This window comes from Actinomadura sp. NTSP31 (genome assembly GCF_041951385.1).
GTDB lineage: Bacteria > Actinomycetota > Actinomycetes > Streptosporangiales > Streptosporangiaceae > Spirillospora > Spirillospora napierensis.
In genome coordinates this window covers 342,936-359,913 of record NZ_JBGNUT010000005.1, presented here as the reverse complement: position 1 = coordinate 359,913, position 16,978 = coordinate 342,936, and the positions used below count along the sequence as shown (strand labels likewise).

The following is a 16,978-nucleotide window of genomic DNA, read 5'->3' as shown; positions in this document are numbered from 1 at the left end:
GGCGGGTCACGGACCCCGTCCGGGCGCCGGGCGGGGTCGGCGCCGCGGACGGGGGCCCGCGCTCGGGCCGGCGCCCCTGCGCCGCGGAGCGGTCGCATGCACACGATGGGCGCCCGCGCACAGGAAAGTCGCACAGGTCGGAGGCGTTGCATCCGTCACTATGCGCGATCTTCTGGTAACGGTCACGGTTGTGTACATTTCGTTCACGGCGATTCCGTAAGGAGCGGCCGAGACGAAAGGTACGGGTGGGATGCGGCGTCCCGAATGGGCGGCGCCCGGACGCTGGAGCCTGGCCCGGCAGCTGCTGGCGCTGCAGGCGGCGATCGTCGCGCTGCTGGTGGCGGTCGGCGCGACCCTCGCCTACCTCGACGCGCGCCGCGCGACCGACGAGCGGGCCGCGCACACGGTGCGGGCGCTGGCCGAGAGCATCGCGGACGCGCCGGACGTGCGGGCCGCGCTGTCCGCGCCGTCCCCGACCCGGATCCTGCAGCCGTACGCCGAGCGGATCCGCCGCGACACCGGCGTCGACTTCATCACGATCATGAGCCCGGACGGCCTGCGCTACACCCACCCGAAGCCGCAGCAGATCGGCGGGACCTTCATCGGGACCATCGGGCCCGCGCTGGCCGGGCACACGTTCACCGAGACCTACACCGGCACGCTCGGGCCGTCGGTGCGGACGGTCGCGCCGGTGTTCGGGGACGGGCACCGGGTCGTGGCGCTCGTCGCGGTCGGCATCACCGTCCGGACGCTCTCCGCCGAGCTGCGCCGCCGGCTGCTGGCCGTGGTCGGCGTCGCGATCATGGTGCTGGCCATCGGCATCGGCGGGAGCTGCCTGGTGGCGGCCCGGCTGCGCCGCCAGACCCGCGGCGTCGCGCCCGGCGAGCTGCGGAAGATGTTCGAGTACTACGAGGCGATCCTGCACGCCGTCCGCGAGGGCCTGGTGCTGCTGGACCGCGGCGGGCGCGTCGTCCTGTGCAACGACGCGGCGCGCGAGCTGCTCGACCTGCCGCCGGACGGGCCGCGCGGCCGGCACGTCGGCGACCTCGGGCTGCCGGACGAGCTGGTCGCCGCGCTGACGTCGGCGGAGCCGCGCGCCGACGAGATCCACGTCGGGGACACCCGCGTCCTGGTCGTCAACACCTCGCCCGTCCGGTCCCGGGACCGGTCCATGGGCACCGTCGTGACGCTGCGCGACCACACCGAGCTGCAGGGGCTGACGGGCGAGCTCGACACGGTCCGCGGGTTCGCCGAGTCGCTGCGGTCGCAGGCGCACGAGGCCGCGAACCGGCTGCACACCGTGGTGTCGCTGGTGGAGCTCGGCCGCCCGGAGCAGGCGGTGGAGTTCGCGACCGCCGAGCTCGCGACGGCGCAGCGGCTCACCGACCGGGTCGTCGGGTCGGTCGCCGAGCCGGTGCTGGCGGCGCTGCTGCTCGGCAAGTCCGCGGAGGCCGCCGAGCGCGGCGTCGAGCTGGAGATCGCCGAGGACACCGCGATCGACGGCGTCGTCGAGCCCCGTGACCTGGTCACGATCCTCGGCAACCTGATCGACAACGCGGTGGACGCGGCCGTCGAGAACGCCGCCGTACGCCCGCCGCGGGTCCGGGTGAGCGTCCGCCGCGACGGCGGCCGGCTGGTACTGCGGGTCGCCGACAGCGGCCCCGGCGTCGACCCCGCGGCCGTCCCGGAGATGTTCCGCCGCGGCTGGACGACCAAGTCGTCCGGCGGCCCGGTCGGGCACGGGCTCGGCCTGGCGCTGGTCGGCCGGGCCGTCCGCCGGCACGGCGGCACCGTGGAGGTCGGCGGCGGCGACGGCGCGGACGACGGCGCGGTGTTCACCGTCCGGCTGCCCCTGGACGCCCGATGATCAGGGTGCTGGTGGTCGAGGACGACCCGGTCGCGGCCGAGGCGCACCGCGCCTACGTCGAGCAGGTCGCCGGGTTCGCGGTCGCCGGCGTCGTGCACTCCGGGGCGGACGCGCTGCGGTTCTGCGAGCGGACGCCCGTCGACGTCGTCCTGCTCGACTTCTACCTCCCCGACACCCACGGCCTCACCGTCTGCCGGGCGCTGCGCGCGGGCGGCATCGAGGTCGACGTCATCGCGGTGACCTCCGCGCGGGACCTCGCGGTGATCCGCTCGGCCGTGTCGGTCGGCGTCGTGCAGTACCTGCTCAAGCCGTTCACGTTCGCCTCACTGCGCGACAAGCTCGCCCGCTACGCCCGGTACCGGGAGCAGCTCGGCGGCCAGGGGAAGGTGTCCGGCCAGGCCGACGTGGACGGCATGCTCGCGACCCTGCGCACCCCCGACCACCGGTCGCTGCCGAAGGGGATGAGCGGCGAGACCCTCCAGGCGATCACCGAAGTGCTGTCCGGCGCGCCGGAGGGCGTGTCCGCCGCCGCGGCCGCCGACCTCACCGGCGTGTCCCGGGTCACGGCGCGCCGCTACCTGGAGTACCTTGCCGAGAACGGGCTCGCCACGCGCCGTCCCCACTACGGGCAGGTCGGCAGACCGGAGGTCCGCTTCTACCCGGGGTAGACGCGCAGGTCGCGGGGTACCTAGGGGACGAACGATCCGTCAGCGACATCGGGGGAGTTGTCGTGGGTGACCTGAACGACAAGGTGGACCGCAGGACCGCCGAGCCGGAGCGGGGGAACGAGCCGGGCGAGGTCCGCTCGGCCCGCACCGGGGAGGCCGCCGACGACGCCGGACGCGCGGGGGACCGGCCGCGGAAGGTCAAGCCGGGCGACGCGGCCCGCAAGATGCGCGCGATGTTCAAGGGCTAGCGCCCGCGCAGCGGGGGCCGGCGGCGCGCGCCACCGGCCCCCGCTGCGCACGTAAAACCCGCTTGACCTGGTCGTTCGTCCGTCCTCGGTGGGTTTGGCCCGGGCCCCGATGAGCATCAATGGCACATCGCCGACGCATCGGGGGGACACCGTGAGCCAGGACGACGGACACCGGGACGGCTCGGTCGCGACGCGGGACCGGCCCGACGACGGCATGCGCCGCGCGCGCGGCGGCGGGGCGAGCGAGCTCGTCACGCCCGGCGGCCGCACCGCGATCGCCGACGTCGTCGTCGCCAAGATCGCCAGCATGGCCGCCCGCGAGGTGGGCGGCGTGCACGAGATGGGCGCGGGCATGAGCCGCACGATCGGCTCGGTCAAGGAGCGCCTGCCGGGGGTCGCCGCCGATCCCACCCAGGGCGTCGGCGTCCAGGTGGGGGAGCGCCAGGCCGCCATCGACATCGACCTCGTGGTCGACTACGGCGCCTCGATCCCCGATCTCGCCAACGCCGTCCGCTCCAACGTGATCGGCCAGGTCGAGCACATGTGCGGCCTGGAGGTCGTCGAGGTCGACATCACCGTCGACGACATCCACCTCCCCGACGACGACCGCGCCGAGTCCGAGCAGCAGCCCACGGGCCCCCGCGTGCTATGACCGCCCGCACCCGCCGCCCCGGCGGCGCGAGGCAGGAACCCGGGCCCGCCTCCGGCGCCGCCGCACCGCCCGCCGGCGACCGGCCCGGCCGGCGCCCACCGCGGCCCGGTGCGGAGTCCGAGCGTGAGGGCGTGCGGGAGCCTCGCCTGGCCGTCGTGCCGGGTTCCGGGGAACGAGGCGGCGGGCAGGACGCGGGCGGGCGTTCCGGTGGTCGGGGTGACGGGCTGGTGGAGCGGGTCGCGGAGGCGGCGGCCGGGTGCCGGTCCGTGGCGGGGCTGACGGCCGGGCCGTGGGCGCGGATCGTGACGTACCGGGCCGGACGACCTTTCGCGGGAGTGGTCGTGCGGGACGCGGAGATCGAGGTCGGCGTGGTGGCCGAGGCGGAGCGCCCGTTCGCGGAGACGGCGGAGGACGTGCGGCGGGCGGTGCGCCCGCTGACCGGGGGACGACCGGTGCATGTGCTGATCGGGGACATCGCCGAAGGGGGAGCGAAGTGATTCCGTTGTGGCCGCTGGTGGGACTGGCGTTCGGGGTGGCGCTCGGGTTCGCGGGCGCCTTCGGCGGATTCGGCGCGTTCTTCATCGTGCTGTTCCTCGGCTGCCTCGGGTTCCTGACCGGCCGGGCGGTGGAGGGGCGGCTCGACATCCGCGAGCTGTTCTCCTTCCACCAGGACAGGCGGCCGCGATGACGGCGACCGGGCGGGGACGCACGACGATCAGCGACCGGGCCGTGGCGCGCATCGTGGCGAAGGCCGCGCAGGAGACGGCCGGGACCGGCGGGCTCGGCCGGTCGGTCCTCGGGATGGGGATGCCGGGACGCCGCGCGGCCCGCACCGACGTCCGCGTGCACGGCGAGGTCGTCACGGCGAAGGTGGCGCTGTCGGTGGCGTACCCGTTGCCGGTGCGGGACGTCGCGCGGCAGGTCCGCGAGAGCGTGCGGGAGCGGGTGGAGGCGATGACCGGTCTCACCGTCCGGCAGGTGGACGTGGACGTGGCCGAGCTGGAGCGCTCCGCCGGGAGGACGGTCTCGTGATCGCGCACGTGGGGCGGCGGGCGCCGGCGCCGCGGCCGCGGACGTCCGGCGAGCGGCGGGCCGACCGGGCGGCGCGGCACGCGTTCCGGTCGCGGCGGGTGCCTGTCGGGACGGTGGCGGCGCTGCTGCTGACCGCGGCGTCGGTGATCGGCGCGATCGACGTCATCGCCGCGATGACGGGCGCGTCCCTGCGCGTCTTCGCCTACCGCGAGTTGGCCGACGTGCGGTGGGACGGCTGGGTCACCCGGGGCATCTGCATCGGGCTGGGCCTGGTCGGCCTGGTGTTCCTGCTGGCCGGGCTGCTGCCGGGGCGGTCGCGGATCGTGCCGCTGCACGGCGCCCGGCCCGAGGTGATGATGGGCGTCAGCAGGCGCGGGCTGCGCAGCGCCATCGCGGCGGCGGCCGGGGACGCGACGGGGGTGTCGCGCGTCCGGCGGGTACGGCTGGGAGCCACCCGGGTGAAGGTCGTCGCGGAGACGCCGGCGCACGATCCGCGGGGGCTGGACGAGGGGGTCGCCGAGGCGGTGCGCGAGTGCCTGGAGCGGATCCGGCCGCTGCCCCCCCGCAGCGTGAAGGTGCGGATGAAGCGCAAGGAGGCGTAGGTGAACCGGCGTCCCGCTCATCTCAACCGGACCGGCCTGGTCGTGGTCGGGGCCCTGATGGTCGCCGCGGGCGGCGCGGGGTTCGCACGGGGGCTCGGGGTGTTCGGGGACGACCGGGCGACGGGCCCGGTGTTCAGCACCACCGTCCGGCGGTACGCGAACGATCACGGCTGGTTCTGGCCGGCGGTGGTCGCCCTGCTGATCGTGCTGGCGCTGCTCGGGCTGGCCTGGCTGCTGGCGCAGGGCCGGTCGGGGCGGCTGCCGGGCCTGGCGATGGAGCCCGACCCGTCCGGCGGGCGGACGCGCCTGTCGGCGAGGGCGGTGACGGGCGCGCTGGAGTCGGAGGTCGGCGAGTACCCGGGGGTGCGGTCGGTGCGGGCCCGGCTGCTCGGCTCGTCGAGGCGGCCGGAGCTGCGGCTGAACGTGGCGTACGGGCGGCGCGCGGATCCGGCGGAGCTGCGCCGCCGCATCGAGGAGGACGGGATGCCGCGGCTGGCGGCGGCGCTCGGCCGCGACGCGGTGCCGGCGGTCGTGCGGCTGCGGCTGGTGTCCGGGGACCGGGCGGAGACGCCGCTCTGACCTTTGACGCCGTCTTTGAGGCGCGTTGGGCATATGTCCCGAGCTGCCCGACTAGCGTCAAAGGTGAACATGACGTCGAGGGATTGAGGAGGCTCGCTTGTCCGATCTGCCGGTTCCGGGCCGCTCCGTCCAGGGGCCTTTCGACGCATGGAGGGAACAGACGGACCACGGCATGGGCCCCTCCCGCTGAGCGGCCCGAAGACCCGGGGGCGCGGCGCATCCGCCGCGCCCCCGGGTTTTTCTCCGGGAGGTGGGTTGTGTTTTCCAACTCGCTCGGCGGATACTGAACGGTAAGTTGGAGAATCAAACGGAGGTGGTGGGTCATGCGCGACGCGGTGATCGTGGAGGCCGTGCGGACGCCGGTCGGCAAGGGCAAGCCGGGCGGGGCCCTGCACGCCGACCACCCGGCCGACCTGCTGGCGCGGACGCTGAAGACGCTGGTCGACCGGGCCGGCATCGACCCGGGCCTGGTCGACGACGTCGTCGGCGGCGTCGTCACCCAGGTCGCCGAGCAGGCCGTCAACATCACCCGGACCGCCGTCCTGGCCGCCGGGTTCCCGGAGACCGTGCCCGCCATGACCGTCGACCGGCAGTGCGGCTCGTCCCAGCAGGCCCTGCACATCGCCGCGCAGGGCGTGCGGAGCGGCGCGTACGACATCGCCATCGCCTGCGGCGTCGAGTCGATGTCGCGCGTCCCGATGGGATCGAGCGTGCTGCCGGGCAGCGACCCGTTCGGCCCGATGCTCAAGGAGCGCTACCCCGAAGGCCTGGTCGGGCAGGGCATCAGCGCCGAGCTCATCGCCGCCAAGTGGGACCTGTCCCGCGAGGAGCTCGACGCCTACGCCTACGAGTCGCACCGCCGCGCCGCCGAGGCGTGGAAGAACGGCGAGTTCGACCGCGAGGTCGCCTGGACCGGGCAGCGCGACGAGACCGTCCGCCCCGGCACCTCACCGGAGATCCTCGCCGGCCTGAAGCCCGCCTACCACGACGAGCGCATGGCGGCCCGCTTCCCCGAGATCGCCTGGAAGGTCACCGCCGGCAACGCGTCCCCGATCAACGACGGCGCGGCCGCCGTCCTCGTCATGGGCGCCGACGTCGCCGAGCGGCTCGGCCTGCGGCCCCGCGCCCGCTTCCACGCGTTCGCGGTCACCGGCGACGACCCGCTGCTGATGCTGACCGCGATCATCCCGGCGACGGAGAAGGTGCTGGCCAGGGGTGACCTGACCTTGGAAGACATCGACCTGTTCGAGGTGAACGAGGCGTTCTCGCCGGTCGTGCTCTCCTGGCAGCGCGAGACCGGCGCCGACCTCGCCCGCGTCAACGTCCGCGGCGGCGCGATCGCGATCGGCCACCCGCTCGGCGCCAGCGGCGCCCGCATCATGACGACGCTGCTGCACGCCCTGGAGGACCGCGGCGGACGCTACGGCCTGCAGACCATGTGCGAGGCGGGCGGCCTCGCCAACGCCACGATCATCGAGCGGCTGTGACGCGCGAGCCGCCCCGGACCGGCGGCTAGGCTTCCCGGTATGCCGAAGGACGCACACCCCCGCGAGTGCTCCATCGCCGACACCCTCGACATCGTCGGCGAGCGCTGGAGCCTGCTCGCGATCCGCGAGCTCAGCTACGGGGTGCGGCGGTTCGACCAGATCGTCCGCAACACCGGGGCGGCCCGCGACATCCTCACGGCCCGGCTCCGCAAGCTCGAGGCGAACGGCGTCGTCCGGCGCGAACGCTACAGCGACCGCCCCGCCCGCTACGAGTACCACCTCACGGCGGCGGGGCGGGAACTGTGCGACGTCCTGATCGTCCTGATGGCGTGGGGCGACCGGCATCTGCACCCCGACGACCCGCCCGTCCGCTGGCGGCACTCCTGCGGCGAGACCCTCAACCCGCTGGTGGTCTGCCGCCAGTGCGGCAACGAGGCGCGCCCCGGCGCCCACTCGCCCACCGGCCGCGGCGCCCTGACGTCCTGACCCCGCGCCCGCGCCGCTCCCCGATGATCAGCCGGCGCGGCGCGGGGCGACGTTCAGCGCCGCCGCGATCTCCTTGACCTCGATCTCCGAGCAGGACGTGGCGATCCGCACCACCAGGTCGAACGCCTCGTCATCGCTCAGGTTCGGTCGCTTTCCATGCAGGGCCAGCATGACCCTGGCGGCCGTCCAGGCGGTCCGCTTGTTCCCGTCGACGAAGGAGTGATTGCAGATCACCGAATGAAGCAGTGCGGCGGCCTTCTCGTCGAGGGTCGGATAGGCGTCGGTTCCGAAGGCCACCGTGGCAGGACGCATTGCCGAGGAGGAGACCAACCCGGCGTCCCGTACGGCGGGCTCCCCGCCGAGGACCGCCGCGTTGATATCGATGAGGTCCTCGGCGGTGAGGTAGGTGGTCACGCGTCGGCCAGCCGGTCGAGCAGGTCCGCGTCCTCGGCCATCACGTCCGCGGTGATGGCGCGGACCTGCGTGCGGTGCCGATGTGCCTGGGCCCAGTTCTCCAATGCCTGGACGATGGCACTGTTGATGGAGATGTGCTCTGCTTCGGCGACCTGCGTCACCAACTCGTCCACCTCGTCGGGGATGCGTACGCTCCGAGTGACCATACCAAAATGATACCAGTGATGGTCGCGGTGGGTCAGCATTCGATGACGTTGACGGCGAGGCCGCCGCGGGACGTCTCCTTGTACTTCTCCAGCATGTCGCGGCCGGTGTCGCGCATGGTCTTGATGGCCTTGTCGAGGGAGACGAAGTGGCGCCCGTCGCCGCGCAGGGAGATGCGGGCGGCGCTGATGGCCTTGATGGCGCCGACCGCGTTGCGCTCGATGCAGGGGACCTGGACGAGGCCGCCGACGGGGTCGCAGGTGAGGCCGAGGTTGTGCTCGATGCCGATCTCCGCGGCGTTCTCGACCTGCTCGGGGGTGCCGCCGAGGACCTCGGTGAGGCCGGCGGCGGCCATCGAGCAGGCCGAGCCGACCTCGCCCTGGCAGCCGACCTCGGCACCGGAGATGGAGGCGTTCTGCTTGAACAGGACGCCGATCGCGCCGGCGGTGAGCAGGAAGCGGACGACGCTCTCGTCGTCGCCGCCCTGGACGAACCGGTCGTAGTAGTGCAGGACGGCCGGGATGATGCCGGCGGCGCCGTTGGTGGGGGCGGTGACGATGCGCCCGCCGGCGGCGTTCTCCTCGTTGACGGCGAGGGCGAAAAGGGTGACCCAGTCCATGGCGGCCAGGGGGTCGGACGCCTTCTCGACGGACAGCTGGCGGTGCAGCTGAGGGGCGCGGCGGCGCACTTTCAGGCCGCCGGGCAGCAGCCCTTCGCGGTTGCAGCCGCGGGTGACGCAGGCGCGCATGACCTGCCAGAGCGTGAGGAGCCCGTCGCGGATCTCCTGCTCGGTGCGGCCGAACGCCTTCTCGTTCTCCAGCATGAGCGCGGAGATGGACAGGCCCGTCTCGCGGCAGCGGTCGAGGAGTTCGGCGGCGGTGTCGAAACGGTGGGGCAGGACGGTGTCGTCCGGCTTGATGCGGTCGGCGCCGGTGGCGTTCTCGTCCACGATGAAGCCGCCGCCGACCGAGTAGTAGACCCGGGACCGCAGTTCGTCGCCGGACGCGTCGAACGCGGTGAAGCGCATCCCGTTCGGGTGGCCGGGCAGCGATTCCTTGCGCTCGAAGACCAGGTGCTCACCGACGGTGAACGGGATGTCGTGCGAGCCGAAAAGGCGCAGTTCCTTGCGTTCGCGGATGGCGGCGAGCCGTTCGTCCACCCCGTCGACGTCGACGGTCTCCGGCTTGTCGCCTTCGAGGCCGAGGATGACGGCCTTGTCGGACCCGTGGCCCTTTCCGGTGAGGCCGAGCGAGCCGTAGAGGATCGCCTGGACGGACGCGGTCTTCTCCAGCAGCCCGTCGCGCCGCAACCCGCGGGCGAAGCGGTGGGCCGCCGCCATGGGGCCGCCCGTGTGCGAGGACGAAGGGCCGATGCCGATCTTGAAGAGGTCGAAAACGCTGATGGCCATGGGTGCCACCTCGTCGTAGCGCGCGCCCCCTCCCCGCGAGGGAAGGGGGCGCGGAGGAGTTACAGGTCGGGGTAGAGCGGGTGCTTGTCGGCGAGCGCCTTCGCCCGCGCGGACAGCGCCGCGGCGTCGAACGACGGCTGGAGCGCCAGCGCGATGATGTCGGCGACCTCGGCGAAGTCCGCGGCGGTGAAGCCGCGGGTCGCGAGGGCGGGCGTGCCGATGCGCAGGCCGGACGTCACCATCGGCGGGCGCGGGTCGTTGGGGACCGCGTTCCGGTTGACGGTGATGCCGATCTCGTGCAGCCGGTCCTCGGCGTCGCGCCCGGTCAGCTCGGAGTCGACCAGGTCGACCAGGACGAGGTGCACGTCCGTGCCGCCGGTCAGCACCTTCACGCCGGCCTTCGCCGAGTCCTCGGCGAGCAGCCGCTCGGCGAGGATCTTCGCGCCCTCGACGGTGACGGCCTGCCGGGCCTTGAACTCCTCCGACGCGGCGATCTTCAGCGCGACCGCCTTGGCGGCGATCACGTGCTCCAGCGGGCCGCCCTGCATGCCCGGGAACACCGCCGAGTTGATCTTCTTGCCGTACTCCTCGCGGGCGAGGATCAGCCCGCCGCGCGGGCCGCCGAGCGTCTTGTGCGTGGTGGTGGTGACGATGTCGGCGTACGGGACGGGGGAGGGGTGCAGCCCCGCCGCGACCAGCCCGGCGAAGTGCGCCATGTCCACCATCAGCAGCGCGCCGACCGAGTCGGCGATCTCGCGGAACGCGGCGAAGTCCAGCTGCCGCGGGTACGCCGACCAGCCCGCCACGATCATCTTCGGCCGGTGCTCGGCGGCGAGCGAGGCGACCTCGTCCATGTCGACCAGGCCGTCCTCGGCGCGGACGTGGTAGGGCACCACGTTCAGCACCTTGCCGGAGTAGTTCAGCCGCATCCCGTGGGTGAGGTGGCCGCCGTGCGCGAGGTCGAGGCCGAGGATGGTGTCGCCGTGCTGCAGCAGCGCGAAGTACACCGCGGTGTTGGCCTGCGCGCCGCTGTGCGGCTGCACGTTGGCGTGCTCGGCGCCGAACAGGGCCTTGGCCCGGTCGATCGCGAGCTGCTCGGTGACGTCCACGTACTCGCAGCCGCCGTAGTAGCGCCGGCCCGGGTAGCCCTCGGCGTACTTGTTGGTCAGGACGGAGCCCTGCGCCTCCAGCACCGACACCGGCGCGAAGTTCTCCGACGCGATCATCTCGAGGGTGGACTGCTGGCGGCGCAGCTCGGCGTCCACCGCCGCGGCGACCTCCGGGTCGGCCGCGGCGAGGGAGTCATGCAGCCCCACGTCAGCTCTCCTCGGTCAGCTTGCCGTACGCCTCGGCGTCCAGCAGGTCGCCCGGCTCGTCGGAGATCCGCACCTTGAAGATCCAGCCCTCGCCGTACGGGTCGTCGTTGATCACCTTGGGCTCGTCCACCACCGCGCTGTTGATCGCGGTGATCTCGCCGCTGACCGGCGAGTACAGGTCGCTGACCGACTTGGTCGACTCGATCTCCCCGCACGTCTCGCCTGCCTCGACGGTGTCGCCCTCGGAGGGCTGCAGCTCGAGGTAGACGATCTCGCCGAGCGCGTCGGCGGCGTGCGAGGTGATGCCGACCGTGACGATGCCGTCCTCGCCACCCAGGCCGGCCACCCACTCGTGCTCTTCGCTGTAGCGGAGCTGCTCCGGAACGCTCACGTCTTTTTCTCTCTCTGTTCATTGTGGGGGCCGACCCCCACACCCCCGGACAACTACCTTTTAGGAACGCTTGTAGAACGGCAGGGCCACCACGTCGACCGGCTCCTGCCTGCCGCGCACGTCCACGGCGAGGCCGGTCTCCTCGACGCCGCTGTCGAGGTAGGCCATGGCGATCGGCCTGCCCAGTGTGGGCGACGGGGCGCCGCTCGTCACCACACCGCACGGCGTGCCGCCGGACGTGACGACCTGGTACCCCTTCCGGGGCGCGCGACGCCCGCGCGCCACCAGTCCCACGAGCCTACGGCCCGCGGGGGTCTGCGCCTGCGCCGCCAGAGCGGCCTTGCCGACGAAGTCGACCGCCTTGTCGAGTTTGACGACCCGGCCGAGGCCGGCCTCGAACGGGGTGGTCTCCGCGGTCAGCTCGTTGCCGTACAGCGGCATGCCCGCCTCCAGCCGCAGCGTGTCCCGCGCCGACAGCCCGGCGGGCACCACCCCGTCGACCGCGGCCAGCGCCTTCCACAGCGCGACGGCGTCGGAGGCGTCGACGAACAGCTCGAAGCCGTCCTCGCCGGTGTAGCCGGTACGGGCGATCAGGGCGTCCAGCCCGGCGACGCGGTCGGCGAGGATCGCGTAGTAGCGCAGGTCGGCCAGCGGCGCCTCGGTGAACCCCGCCAGGATCGCCTGCGCCCGCGGGCCCTGCAGGGCGATCAGCGCGTAGGCGTCGGAGCGGTCGTCCACGGCGGCCTCGAAGCCCGCGGCCCGCTCGGTCAGCGCCGCCCGGACGACCGCGACGTTCGCCGCGTTCGCGACGACCATCCACGTCTCGTCCGCCAGCCGGTAGACGATCAGGTCGTCCAGGACGCCGCCGTCCGGGTCGCAGATCATCGTGTAGCGGGCCTTGCCCACCGCCATCGGCGACAGGTTCCCGACCAGCGCGTGGTCGAGCGCGCCGGCCGCGCCCGGGCCGGACAGGAAGATCTCTCCCATGTGGGACAGGTCGAACAGCCCCGCGCCGGTGCGGACGGCCTGGTGCTCGGCGGTCTCGCTCGCGTAGCGCAGCGGCATCAGATAGCCCGCGAAGTCGACGAGATGCGCGCCGAGGTCCTGGTGGACGTCGTGCAGCGGCGTCTTCTTCACGGCCTTGGAGGACGGATCGGCGGACATCGGTTCGGCTCCTTCGTCACGGGCGCGCGTGGTCCATCGTCCCACTCGCGCACCGGGCGTATCGGTGCCTCCCCCTCTGTCATCGGCGCCTGAGAGCTTCACCCGCCGTCCCGTACGGGACGCGGCGCGGGCTTTCACCTTCGGCGGGGGAACGCGTCCCCGCTTTCCAGAGGTCGCCTGCTCCGTGCGGTCCATGGGCCTGAGAGGTTCCGGGGAGGATTTGCTCCTTCGGCGTCCCACACCGGCTGCGTAGGACTCTCCCGCACGGGATAAACGGCTGCCCGCAAGGCTAGCAGCGGCAACGCCATGCCACCAGCCGCCGCCGGGGCCGAGGCGGCGGCATGGCGAAGGCCCGGCCGGGTGCGGCGGATGCCTCGGCCGGGCCTTCGTTCGGTGCGGCTACTTCGGGGTGCTGGACATGGCCTTCACGCATGTCTGCAGCGCCGCCTTGATCTTGGCCAGCTCGGCCTTGGACGGCGTCGAACTCGGGTGCGGGCTGGGCATCGTCACGCCCTGCTTGCGCACGCAGTCGTTGAACTTCTTGGCGGCCGCCGCCGTTCCGCCGCTCGGGGCGGTCGGCACGGCGCCCGCGCCGCCGCCGGCCGAGCCGCCGGACGCGCCGGACGTCCCGGACGGCGCCGGTGCCGTCGCCGGGGAGGACGCGGGGGCACCGGACGCGGCCGAGTCCTTCTTGCCGTCCGAGCCGCCGCATCCGCCGAGCGCGAGCGACAACGCCAGGACCGCCACGAGACTGCGCTTCACAGGATCACTTCTCCAGGGACCGGAAGGGAAAGCGCCATGATGCGCAGAGATCCGGGCACGCGCCTACCGACGCACATGCCAAGAAATCGAGGCTTGCTTAGCACCGCACCTCATAACGGGCGTCCTAGAGCGGCGTCACGTAGGCCCCGGAGATGCCGCCGTCAACCAGGAACTCCGACGCCGTGATGAACGACGCGTCGTCCGACGCCAGGAACGCGACCGCCGCCGCGATCTCCGGCGCCTCGGCGAAGCGCCCGACCGGAACGTGGACGAGGCGCCGCGCCGCCCGCTCCGGGTCCTTGGCGAACAGCTCCTGGAGCAGCGGGGTGTTCACCGGGCCGGGGCACAGTGCGTTCACGCGGACGCCCTGCCGCGCGAACTGCACGCCGAGCTCCCGGGACATCGCCAGGACGCCGCCCTTGGACGCGGTGTAGGAGATCTGCGAGGTCGCCGCGCCCATCACCGCCACGAACGACGCCGTGTTGATGATCGATCCCTTGCCCTGCTCCAGCATGTACGGGATGACGTGCTTGCAGCACAGGTAGACGCTGGTCAGGTTGACGTCCTGGACGCGCTTCCAGGCGTCCAGGCCGGTCTCCAGGATCGAGTCGTCGTCGGGCGGGGAGATCCCGGCGTTGTTGAACGCGACGTCGATGCGCCCGTAGGCGCCCTGGACCGTCCGGTAGAGGGCCTGGACCTCGTCCTCGCTGGTCACGTCCACCTTGACGAACAGGCCGCCGAGCTCCTCGGCGGCGCTCTTGCCGGCGGTCTCGTCGACGTCGGCCACGACGACCCTGGCGCCCTCTTCGGTGAAACGGCGCGCGGTGGCCAGGCCGATGCCGCTGGCGCCGCCGGTCACGACGGCCACCCGGCCTTCCAGACGCTGCATGCTGCTCTCTCTCCTGTCACTGAGCAAAATCTTGCGGGGGGGGGCTACTCGCCGGCGATGAAGACGTTCTTGGTCTCGGTGAACGCGCCGAGCGCGTCCGGGCCCAGCTCGCGGCCGAGGCCGGACTGCTTGAACCCGCCGAACGGCGTCCAGTACCGCACGGACGAGTGGGAGTTCACCGACAGGTTCCCGGCCTCGACGGCGCGGGCGGCGCGCAGGGCGCGGCCGACGTCGCGGGTCCAGATGGAGCCGGACAGCCCGTAGGGGGTGTCGTTGGCGATCCGGTACGCGTCGGCCTCGTCCTCGAACGGGACGACGGTGACGACCGGCCCGAACACCTCGTCGTGCCAGGCCGGGAGCGTCGCGTGGTCCGGGGTGGCGAGGACGGTCGGCGGGAACCAGAACCCGGGGCCCTCGGGTGCCGAGCCGCGGATCACGACGGGCGCGCCGTCCGGCACGTAGGAGGCGACCCGGTCCCGGTGCGCGGCGCTGATCAGCGGCCCGACCTCGGTCTTGGCGTCGCGGGGGTCGCCGACGGCGACGCCGTGCACGGCCGGTTCGAGCAGTTCCAGGAACCGGTCGTAGACGGGACGTTCCACCAGGATCCGGGACCGGGCGCAGCAGTCCTGGCCGGCGTTCTCGAACACCGCGTACGGGGCGGTCGCGGCGGCCTTCTCCAGGTCGGCGTCCGCGAACACGATGTTGGCGGACTTGCCGCCGAGCTCCAGCGTCAGCCGCTTCACGCCCGGCGCGCACGCCTGCATGATCTCCTTGCCGACCCGGGTCGAGCCGGTGAAGGCGATCTTGCGGACGTCCGGGTGGTCGACGAGCCGCCGTCCCGCCACCGGCCCGGCGCCCGGCAGTACCTGGAGCACGCCCTCCGGGATCCCCGCCTCCAGCGCCAGCTCCCCGACGCGGCGGGCGGTGAGCGGCGTCAGCTCGGCCGGCTTGACGATCACCGTGTTGCCCGCGGCGAGCGCCGGCGCCATGCCCCAGCCCATGATCGGCATCGGGAAGTTCCACGGCACGATCACGCCGACGACGCCGAGCGGCTCGGCGAACGTCACGTTCAGCCCGCCCGGCACCGGGATCTGCCGCCCGGTCAGCCGCTCGGGCGCGGCGGCGTAGTAGTGCAGGACGTCCCGCAGGTTGCCCGCCTCCCAGCGCGCCTGCCCAATCGGATGCCCGGCGTTGCGGACCTCCAGCCCGGCCAGTTCGTCCAGGTGCGCGTCGATCTTCTCGGCGAACGCCCGCAGCAGCCGCGCCCGGTCGCCCGGCGCCACGTCCCGCCACGCCGGGAACGCCCGCCCGGCCCGCTCCACCGCCGCGTCGGTCTCGTCCGCCGACGCCAGCGCGACGACCTCCACGACCTCCTCGGTCGCCGGATTCAGAACCTCGAACTCGCTCATGTCCCCCTCGATGCTGTCGTTCGGGTGCGCGCGGCTATAGGCGCTCGAAGCCGCGGTAGAGCTCCCAGTCCGTCACCGCGCGGTCGTAGGCGGCCAGCTCCACGGTCGCGTAGTTGGCGTAGTGGTCCACGACGTCCTTGCCGAACGCGTCTACGGCCAGGGCGCTGCGCTCCCAGTCGGCGGCGGCGTCGCGGAGCGTCGCGACGACCGTCTCCGCGTCGGTCGCATAGGCGTTGCCCGCGTACGGCTCCTCCAGCGGCAGCTCTTTCTCGATGCCGTGCAGACCGGCCGCGACCAGCGCCGACACCGCCAGGTACGGGTTGACGTCGCCGCCCGGCACCCGGTTCTCGATCCGCAGCGACGGCCCGTGCCCGACGAGCCGCAGCGCGCACGTCCGGTTGTCCACGCCCCACTTGATCACCGTCGGCGCGAACGAGCCCGGCTGGTAGCGCTTGTAGGAGTTGACGTTCGGCGCGTACAGCAGGGTGAAGTCGCGCAGGCACGCCTGCTGGCCCGCGATGAAGTGCTCGCCGATCTTCGACAGCCCGTGCGGCCCGTCCCCGGCCAGCACGGGCGCCCCGGCGGCGTCGCGCAGCGAGATGTGAACGTGGCAGGAGTTGCCCTCCCGCTCGTTCGGCTTCGCCATGAAGGTGATCGACATGCCCTCCTGGGCGGCGATCTCCTTCGCGCCGGTCTTGTAGAGGACATGGTTGTCGCACGTCGCCAGCGCCTCGTCGAACCGGAACGCGATCTCGTGCTGGCCGAGGTTGCATTCGCCCTTGGCCGACTCGACGTACATCCCCGCGCCGGTCATGCCGTTGCGGATCCGGCGCAGCAGCGGTTCGACGCGGGCGCCCCCGAGCAGCGAGTAGTCCACGTTGTACTGGTTGGCCGGGGTCAGGTCGCGGTACGCCTTCCGCCAGGCGTCCTCGTAGGAGTCCTGGTAGACGACGAACTCCAGTTCGGTCCCGACGTAGGCGCCCCAGCCCCGCTCGGCCAGCCGGGCGAGCTGGCGCCGCAGGATCTGCCGGGGCGAGGGCGCCACGTCGGAGCCGTCCTCCCACACGATGTCGGCGTGGACCAGCGCCGCGCCCTCCTGCCAGGGGATCCGGCGGAGCGTCCCGAGATCGGGGCGCATGACGAAGTCGCCGTAGCCCCGCTCCCAGGACGACATGGCGTAGCCGTCCACCGTGTTCATGTCGACGTCGACGGCCAGCAGGTAGTTGCAGCCCTCCGAGCCGTGCCCGGCCACCTCCTCCAGGAAGAAGCGGGACGACAGCCGCTTGCCCTGCAGGCGCCCCTGCATGTCGGCGATCGCCACGATCACGGTGTCGATCCGGCCCTCCGCCGCCTCCCCGCGCAGTTCGTCGAGGGTGAGCGATGTGGTCACGTTTCCGGTC

At 72.9% G+C, this 16,978-nt stretch carries 21 protein-coding genes and 1 riboswitch; of the genes, 11 read left to right on the top strand and 10 right to left on the bottom strand.

The window, feature by feature from the left end; genetic code table 11:
* Positions 1-250: 250 nt before the first annotated feature.
* From ACA514_RS11360 to ACA514_RS11310, 11 genes are all read left to right on the top strand, one after another.
* On the top strand, positions 251-1,867 hold the full coding sequence (locus tag ACA514_RS11360; protein ID WP_375041021.1) for an ATP-binding protein: 1,617 nt from the start codon (positions 251-253) through the stop codon (positions 1,865-1,867).
* On the top strand, positions 1,864-2,535 hold the full coding sequence (locus ACA514_RS11355; protein WP_375041020.1) for a response regulator: 672 nt from the start codon (positions 1,864-1,866) through the stop codon (positions 2,533-2,535). Before ACA514_RS11360 ends, ACA514_RS11355 begins: the two co-directional genes overlap by 4 nt.
* Positions 2,536-2,597: 62 nt before the next feature.
* Positions 2,598-2,783 (top strand): hypothetical protein, encoded by a 186-nt coding sequence (locus ACA514_RS11350; protein ID WP_375041019.1) that lies wholly within the window; start codon positions 2,598-2,600, stop codon positions 2,781-2,783.
* A gap of 214 nt (positions 2,784-2,997) precedes the next feature.
* Positions 2,998-3,435 carry an Asp23/Gls24 family envelope stress response protein gene (locus tag ACA514_RS11345; RefSeq protein WP_375041107.1) on the top strand — a complete coding sequence of 146 codons (438 nt, stop codon included), beginning with the start codon at positions 2,998-3,000 and terminating at the stop codon, positions 3,433-3,435.
* A 131-nt stretch (positions 3,436-3,566) separates the two neighbouring features.
* Positions 3,567-3,932 carry a hypothetical protein gene (locus tag ACA514_RS11340; RefSeq protein ID WP_375041018.1) on the top strand — a complete coding sequence of 122 codons (366 nt, stop codon included), beginning with the start codon at positions 3,567-3,569 and terminating at the stop codon, positions 3,930-3,932.
* Entirely contained in the window at positions 3,929-4,123 is a 195-nt protein-coding gene (locus tag ACA514_RS11335; protein WP_375041017.1) for a hypothetical protein, read from the top strand. The genes ACA514_RS11340 and ACA514_RS11335 overlap by 4 nt, the downstream gene beginning before the upstream one ends.
* Entirely contained in the window at positions 4,120-4,467 is a 348-nt protein-coding gene (locus tag ACA514_RS11330) for an Asp23/Gls24 family envelope stress response protein (protein ID WP_375041016.1), read from the top strand. The genes ACA514_RS11335 and ACA514_RS11330 overlap by 4 nt, the downstream gene beginning before the upstream one ends.
* A complete protein-coding gene (locus tag ACA514_RS11325; protein WP_375041015.1) occupies positions 4,464-5,069 on the top strand; it encodes a DUF6286 domain-containing protein in 606 nt (201 codons plus the stop codon). Before ACA514_RS11330 ends, ACA514_RS11325 begins: the two co-directional genes overlap by 4 nt.
* Entirely contained in the window at positions 5,070-5,648 is a 579-nt protein-coding gene (locus ACA514_RS11320; protein WP_375041014.1) for an alkaline shock response membrane anchor protein AmaP, read from the top strand.
* Between the two features lie 323 nt (positions 5,649-5,971).
* On the top strand, positions 5,972-7,135 hold the full coding sequence (locus ACA514_RS11315; protein ID WP_375041013.1) for a thiolase family protein: 1,164 nt from the start codon (positions 5,972-5,974) through the stop codon (positions 7,133-7,135).
* A 39-nt stretch (positions 7,136-7,174) separates the two neighbouring features.
* Positions 7,175-7,621: a winged helix-turn-helix transcriptional regulator gene (locus ACA514_RS11310; protein WP_375041012.1), complete on the top strand. Its 447-nt coding sequence runs from the start codon at positions 7,175-7,177 to the stop codon at positions 7,619-7,621.
* 27 nt (positions 7,622-7,648) lie between these two features.
* Here ACA514_RS11310 and ACA514_RS11305 read toward each other — a convergent pair whose 3' ends face one another.
* The 10 genes from ACA514_RS11305 to ACA514_RS11260 all read right to left on the bottom strand — a co-directional run bounded on the left by ACA514_RS11305 (position 7,649) and on the right by ACA514_RS11260 (position 16,968).
* Positions 7,649-8,035, bottom strand: coding sequence for a type II toxin-antitoxin system death-on-curing family toxin (locus tag ACA514_RS11305; protein WP_375041011.1), 387 nt, complete (start codon positions 8,033-8,035; stop codon positions 7,649-7,651).
* Positions 8,032-8,241, bottom strand: coding sequence for an Arc family DNA-binding protein (locus ACA514_RS11300; RefSeq protein ID WP_375041010.1), 210 nt, complete (start codon positions 8,239-8,241; stop codon positions 8,032-8,034). Before ACA514_RS11300 ends, ACA514_RS11305 begins: the two co-directional genes overlap by 4 nt.
* Before the next feature lie 32 nt (positions 8,242-8,273).
* On the bottom strand, positions 8,274-9,647 hold the full coding sequence (locus ACA514_RS11295; protein WP_375041009.1) for an L-serine ammonia-lyase: 1,374 nt from the start codon (positions 9,645-9,647) through the stop codon (positions 8,274-8,276).
* A 59-nt stretch (positions 9,648-9,706) separates the two neighbouring features.
* Complete coding sequence (gene glyA / locus ACA514_RS11290) at positions 9,707-10,963, bottom strand: serine hydroxymethyltransferase (protein WP_375041008.1); 1,257 nt, start codon at positions 10,961-10,963, stop codon at positions 9,707-9,709.
* Between the two features lies 1 nt (position 10,964).
* Positions 10,965-11,354, bottom strand: a complete 390-nt coding sequence (gcvH, locus tag ACA514_RS11285; protein WP_375041007.1) for a glycine cleavage system protein GcvH — start codon at positions 11,352-11,354, stop codon at positions 10,965-10,967.
* 60 nt (positions 11,355-11,414) lie between these two features.
* On the bottom strand, positions 11,415-12,518 hold the full coding sequence (gene gcvT / locus ACA514_RS11280) for a glycine cleavage system aminomethyltransferase GcvT (protein ID WP_375041006.1): 1,104 nt from the start codon (positions 12,516-12,518) through the stop codon (positions 11,415-11,417).
* 177 nt (positions 12,519-12,695) lie between these two features.
* A riboswitch (glycine riboswitch) is annotated at positions 12,696-12,791 on the bottom strand.
* A 126-nt stretch (positions 12,792-12,917) separates the two neighbouring features.
* Positions 12,918-13,280, bottom strand: a complete 363-nt coding sequence (locus ACA514_RS11275; RefSeq protein WP_375041005.1) for a hypothetical protein — start codon at positions 13,278-13,280, stop codon at positions 12,918-12,920.
* Between the two features lie 124 nt (positions 13,281-13,404).
* Positions 13,405-14,169 carry a 3-oxoacyl-ACP reductase gene (locus tag ACA514_RS11270; RefSeq protein ID WP_375041004.1) on the bottom strand — a complete coding sequence of 255 codons (765 nt, stop codon included), beginning with the start codon at positions 14,167-14,169 and terminating at the stop codon, positions 13,405-13,407.
* A gap of 44 nt (positions 14,170-14,213) precedes the next feature.
* Positions 14,214-15,578 (bottom strand): aldehyde dehydrogenase family protein, encoded by a 1,365-nt coding sequence (locus tag ACA514_RS11265; protein ID WP_375041003.1) that lies wholly within the window; start codon positions 15,576-15,578, stop codon positions 14,214-14,216.
* 34 nt (positions 15,579-15,612) lie between these two features.
* A complete protein-coding gene (locus tag ACA514_RS11260; RefSeq protein ID WP_375041002.1) occupies positions 15,613-16,968 on the bottom strand; it encodes a glutamine synthetase family protein in 1,356 nt (451 codons plus the stop codon).
* Between the last annotated feature and the right edge of the window lie 10 nt (positions 16,969-16,978).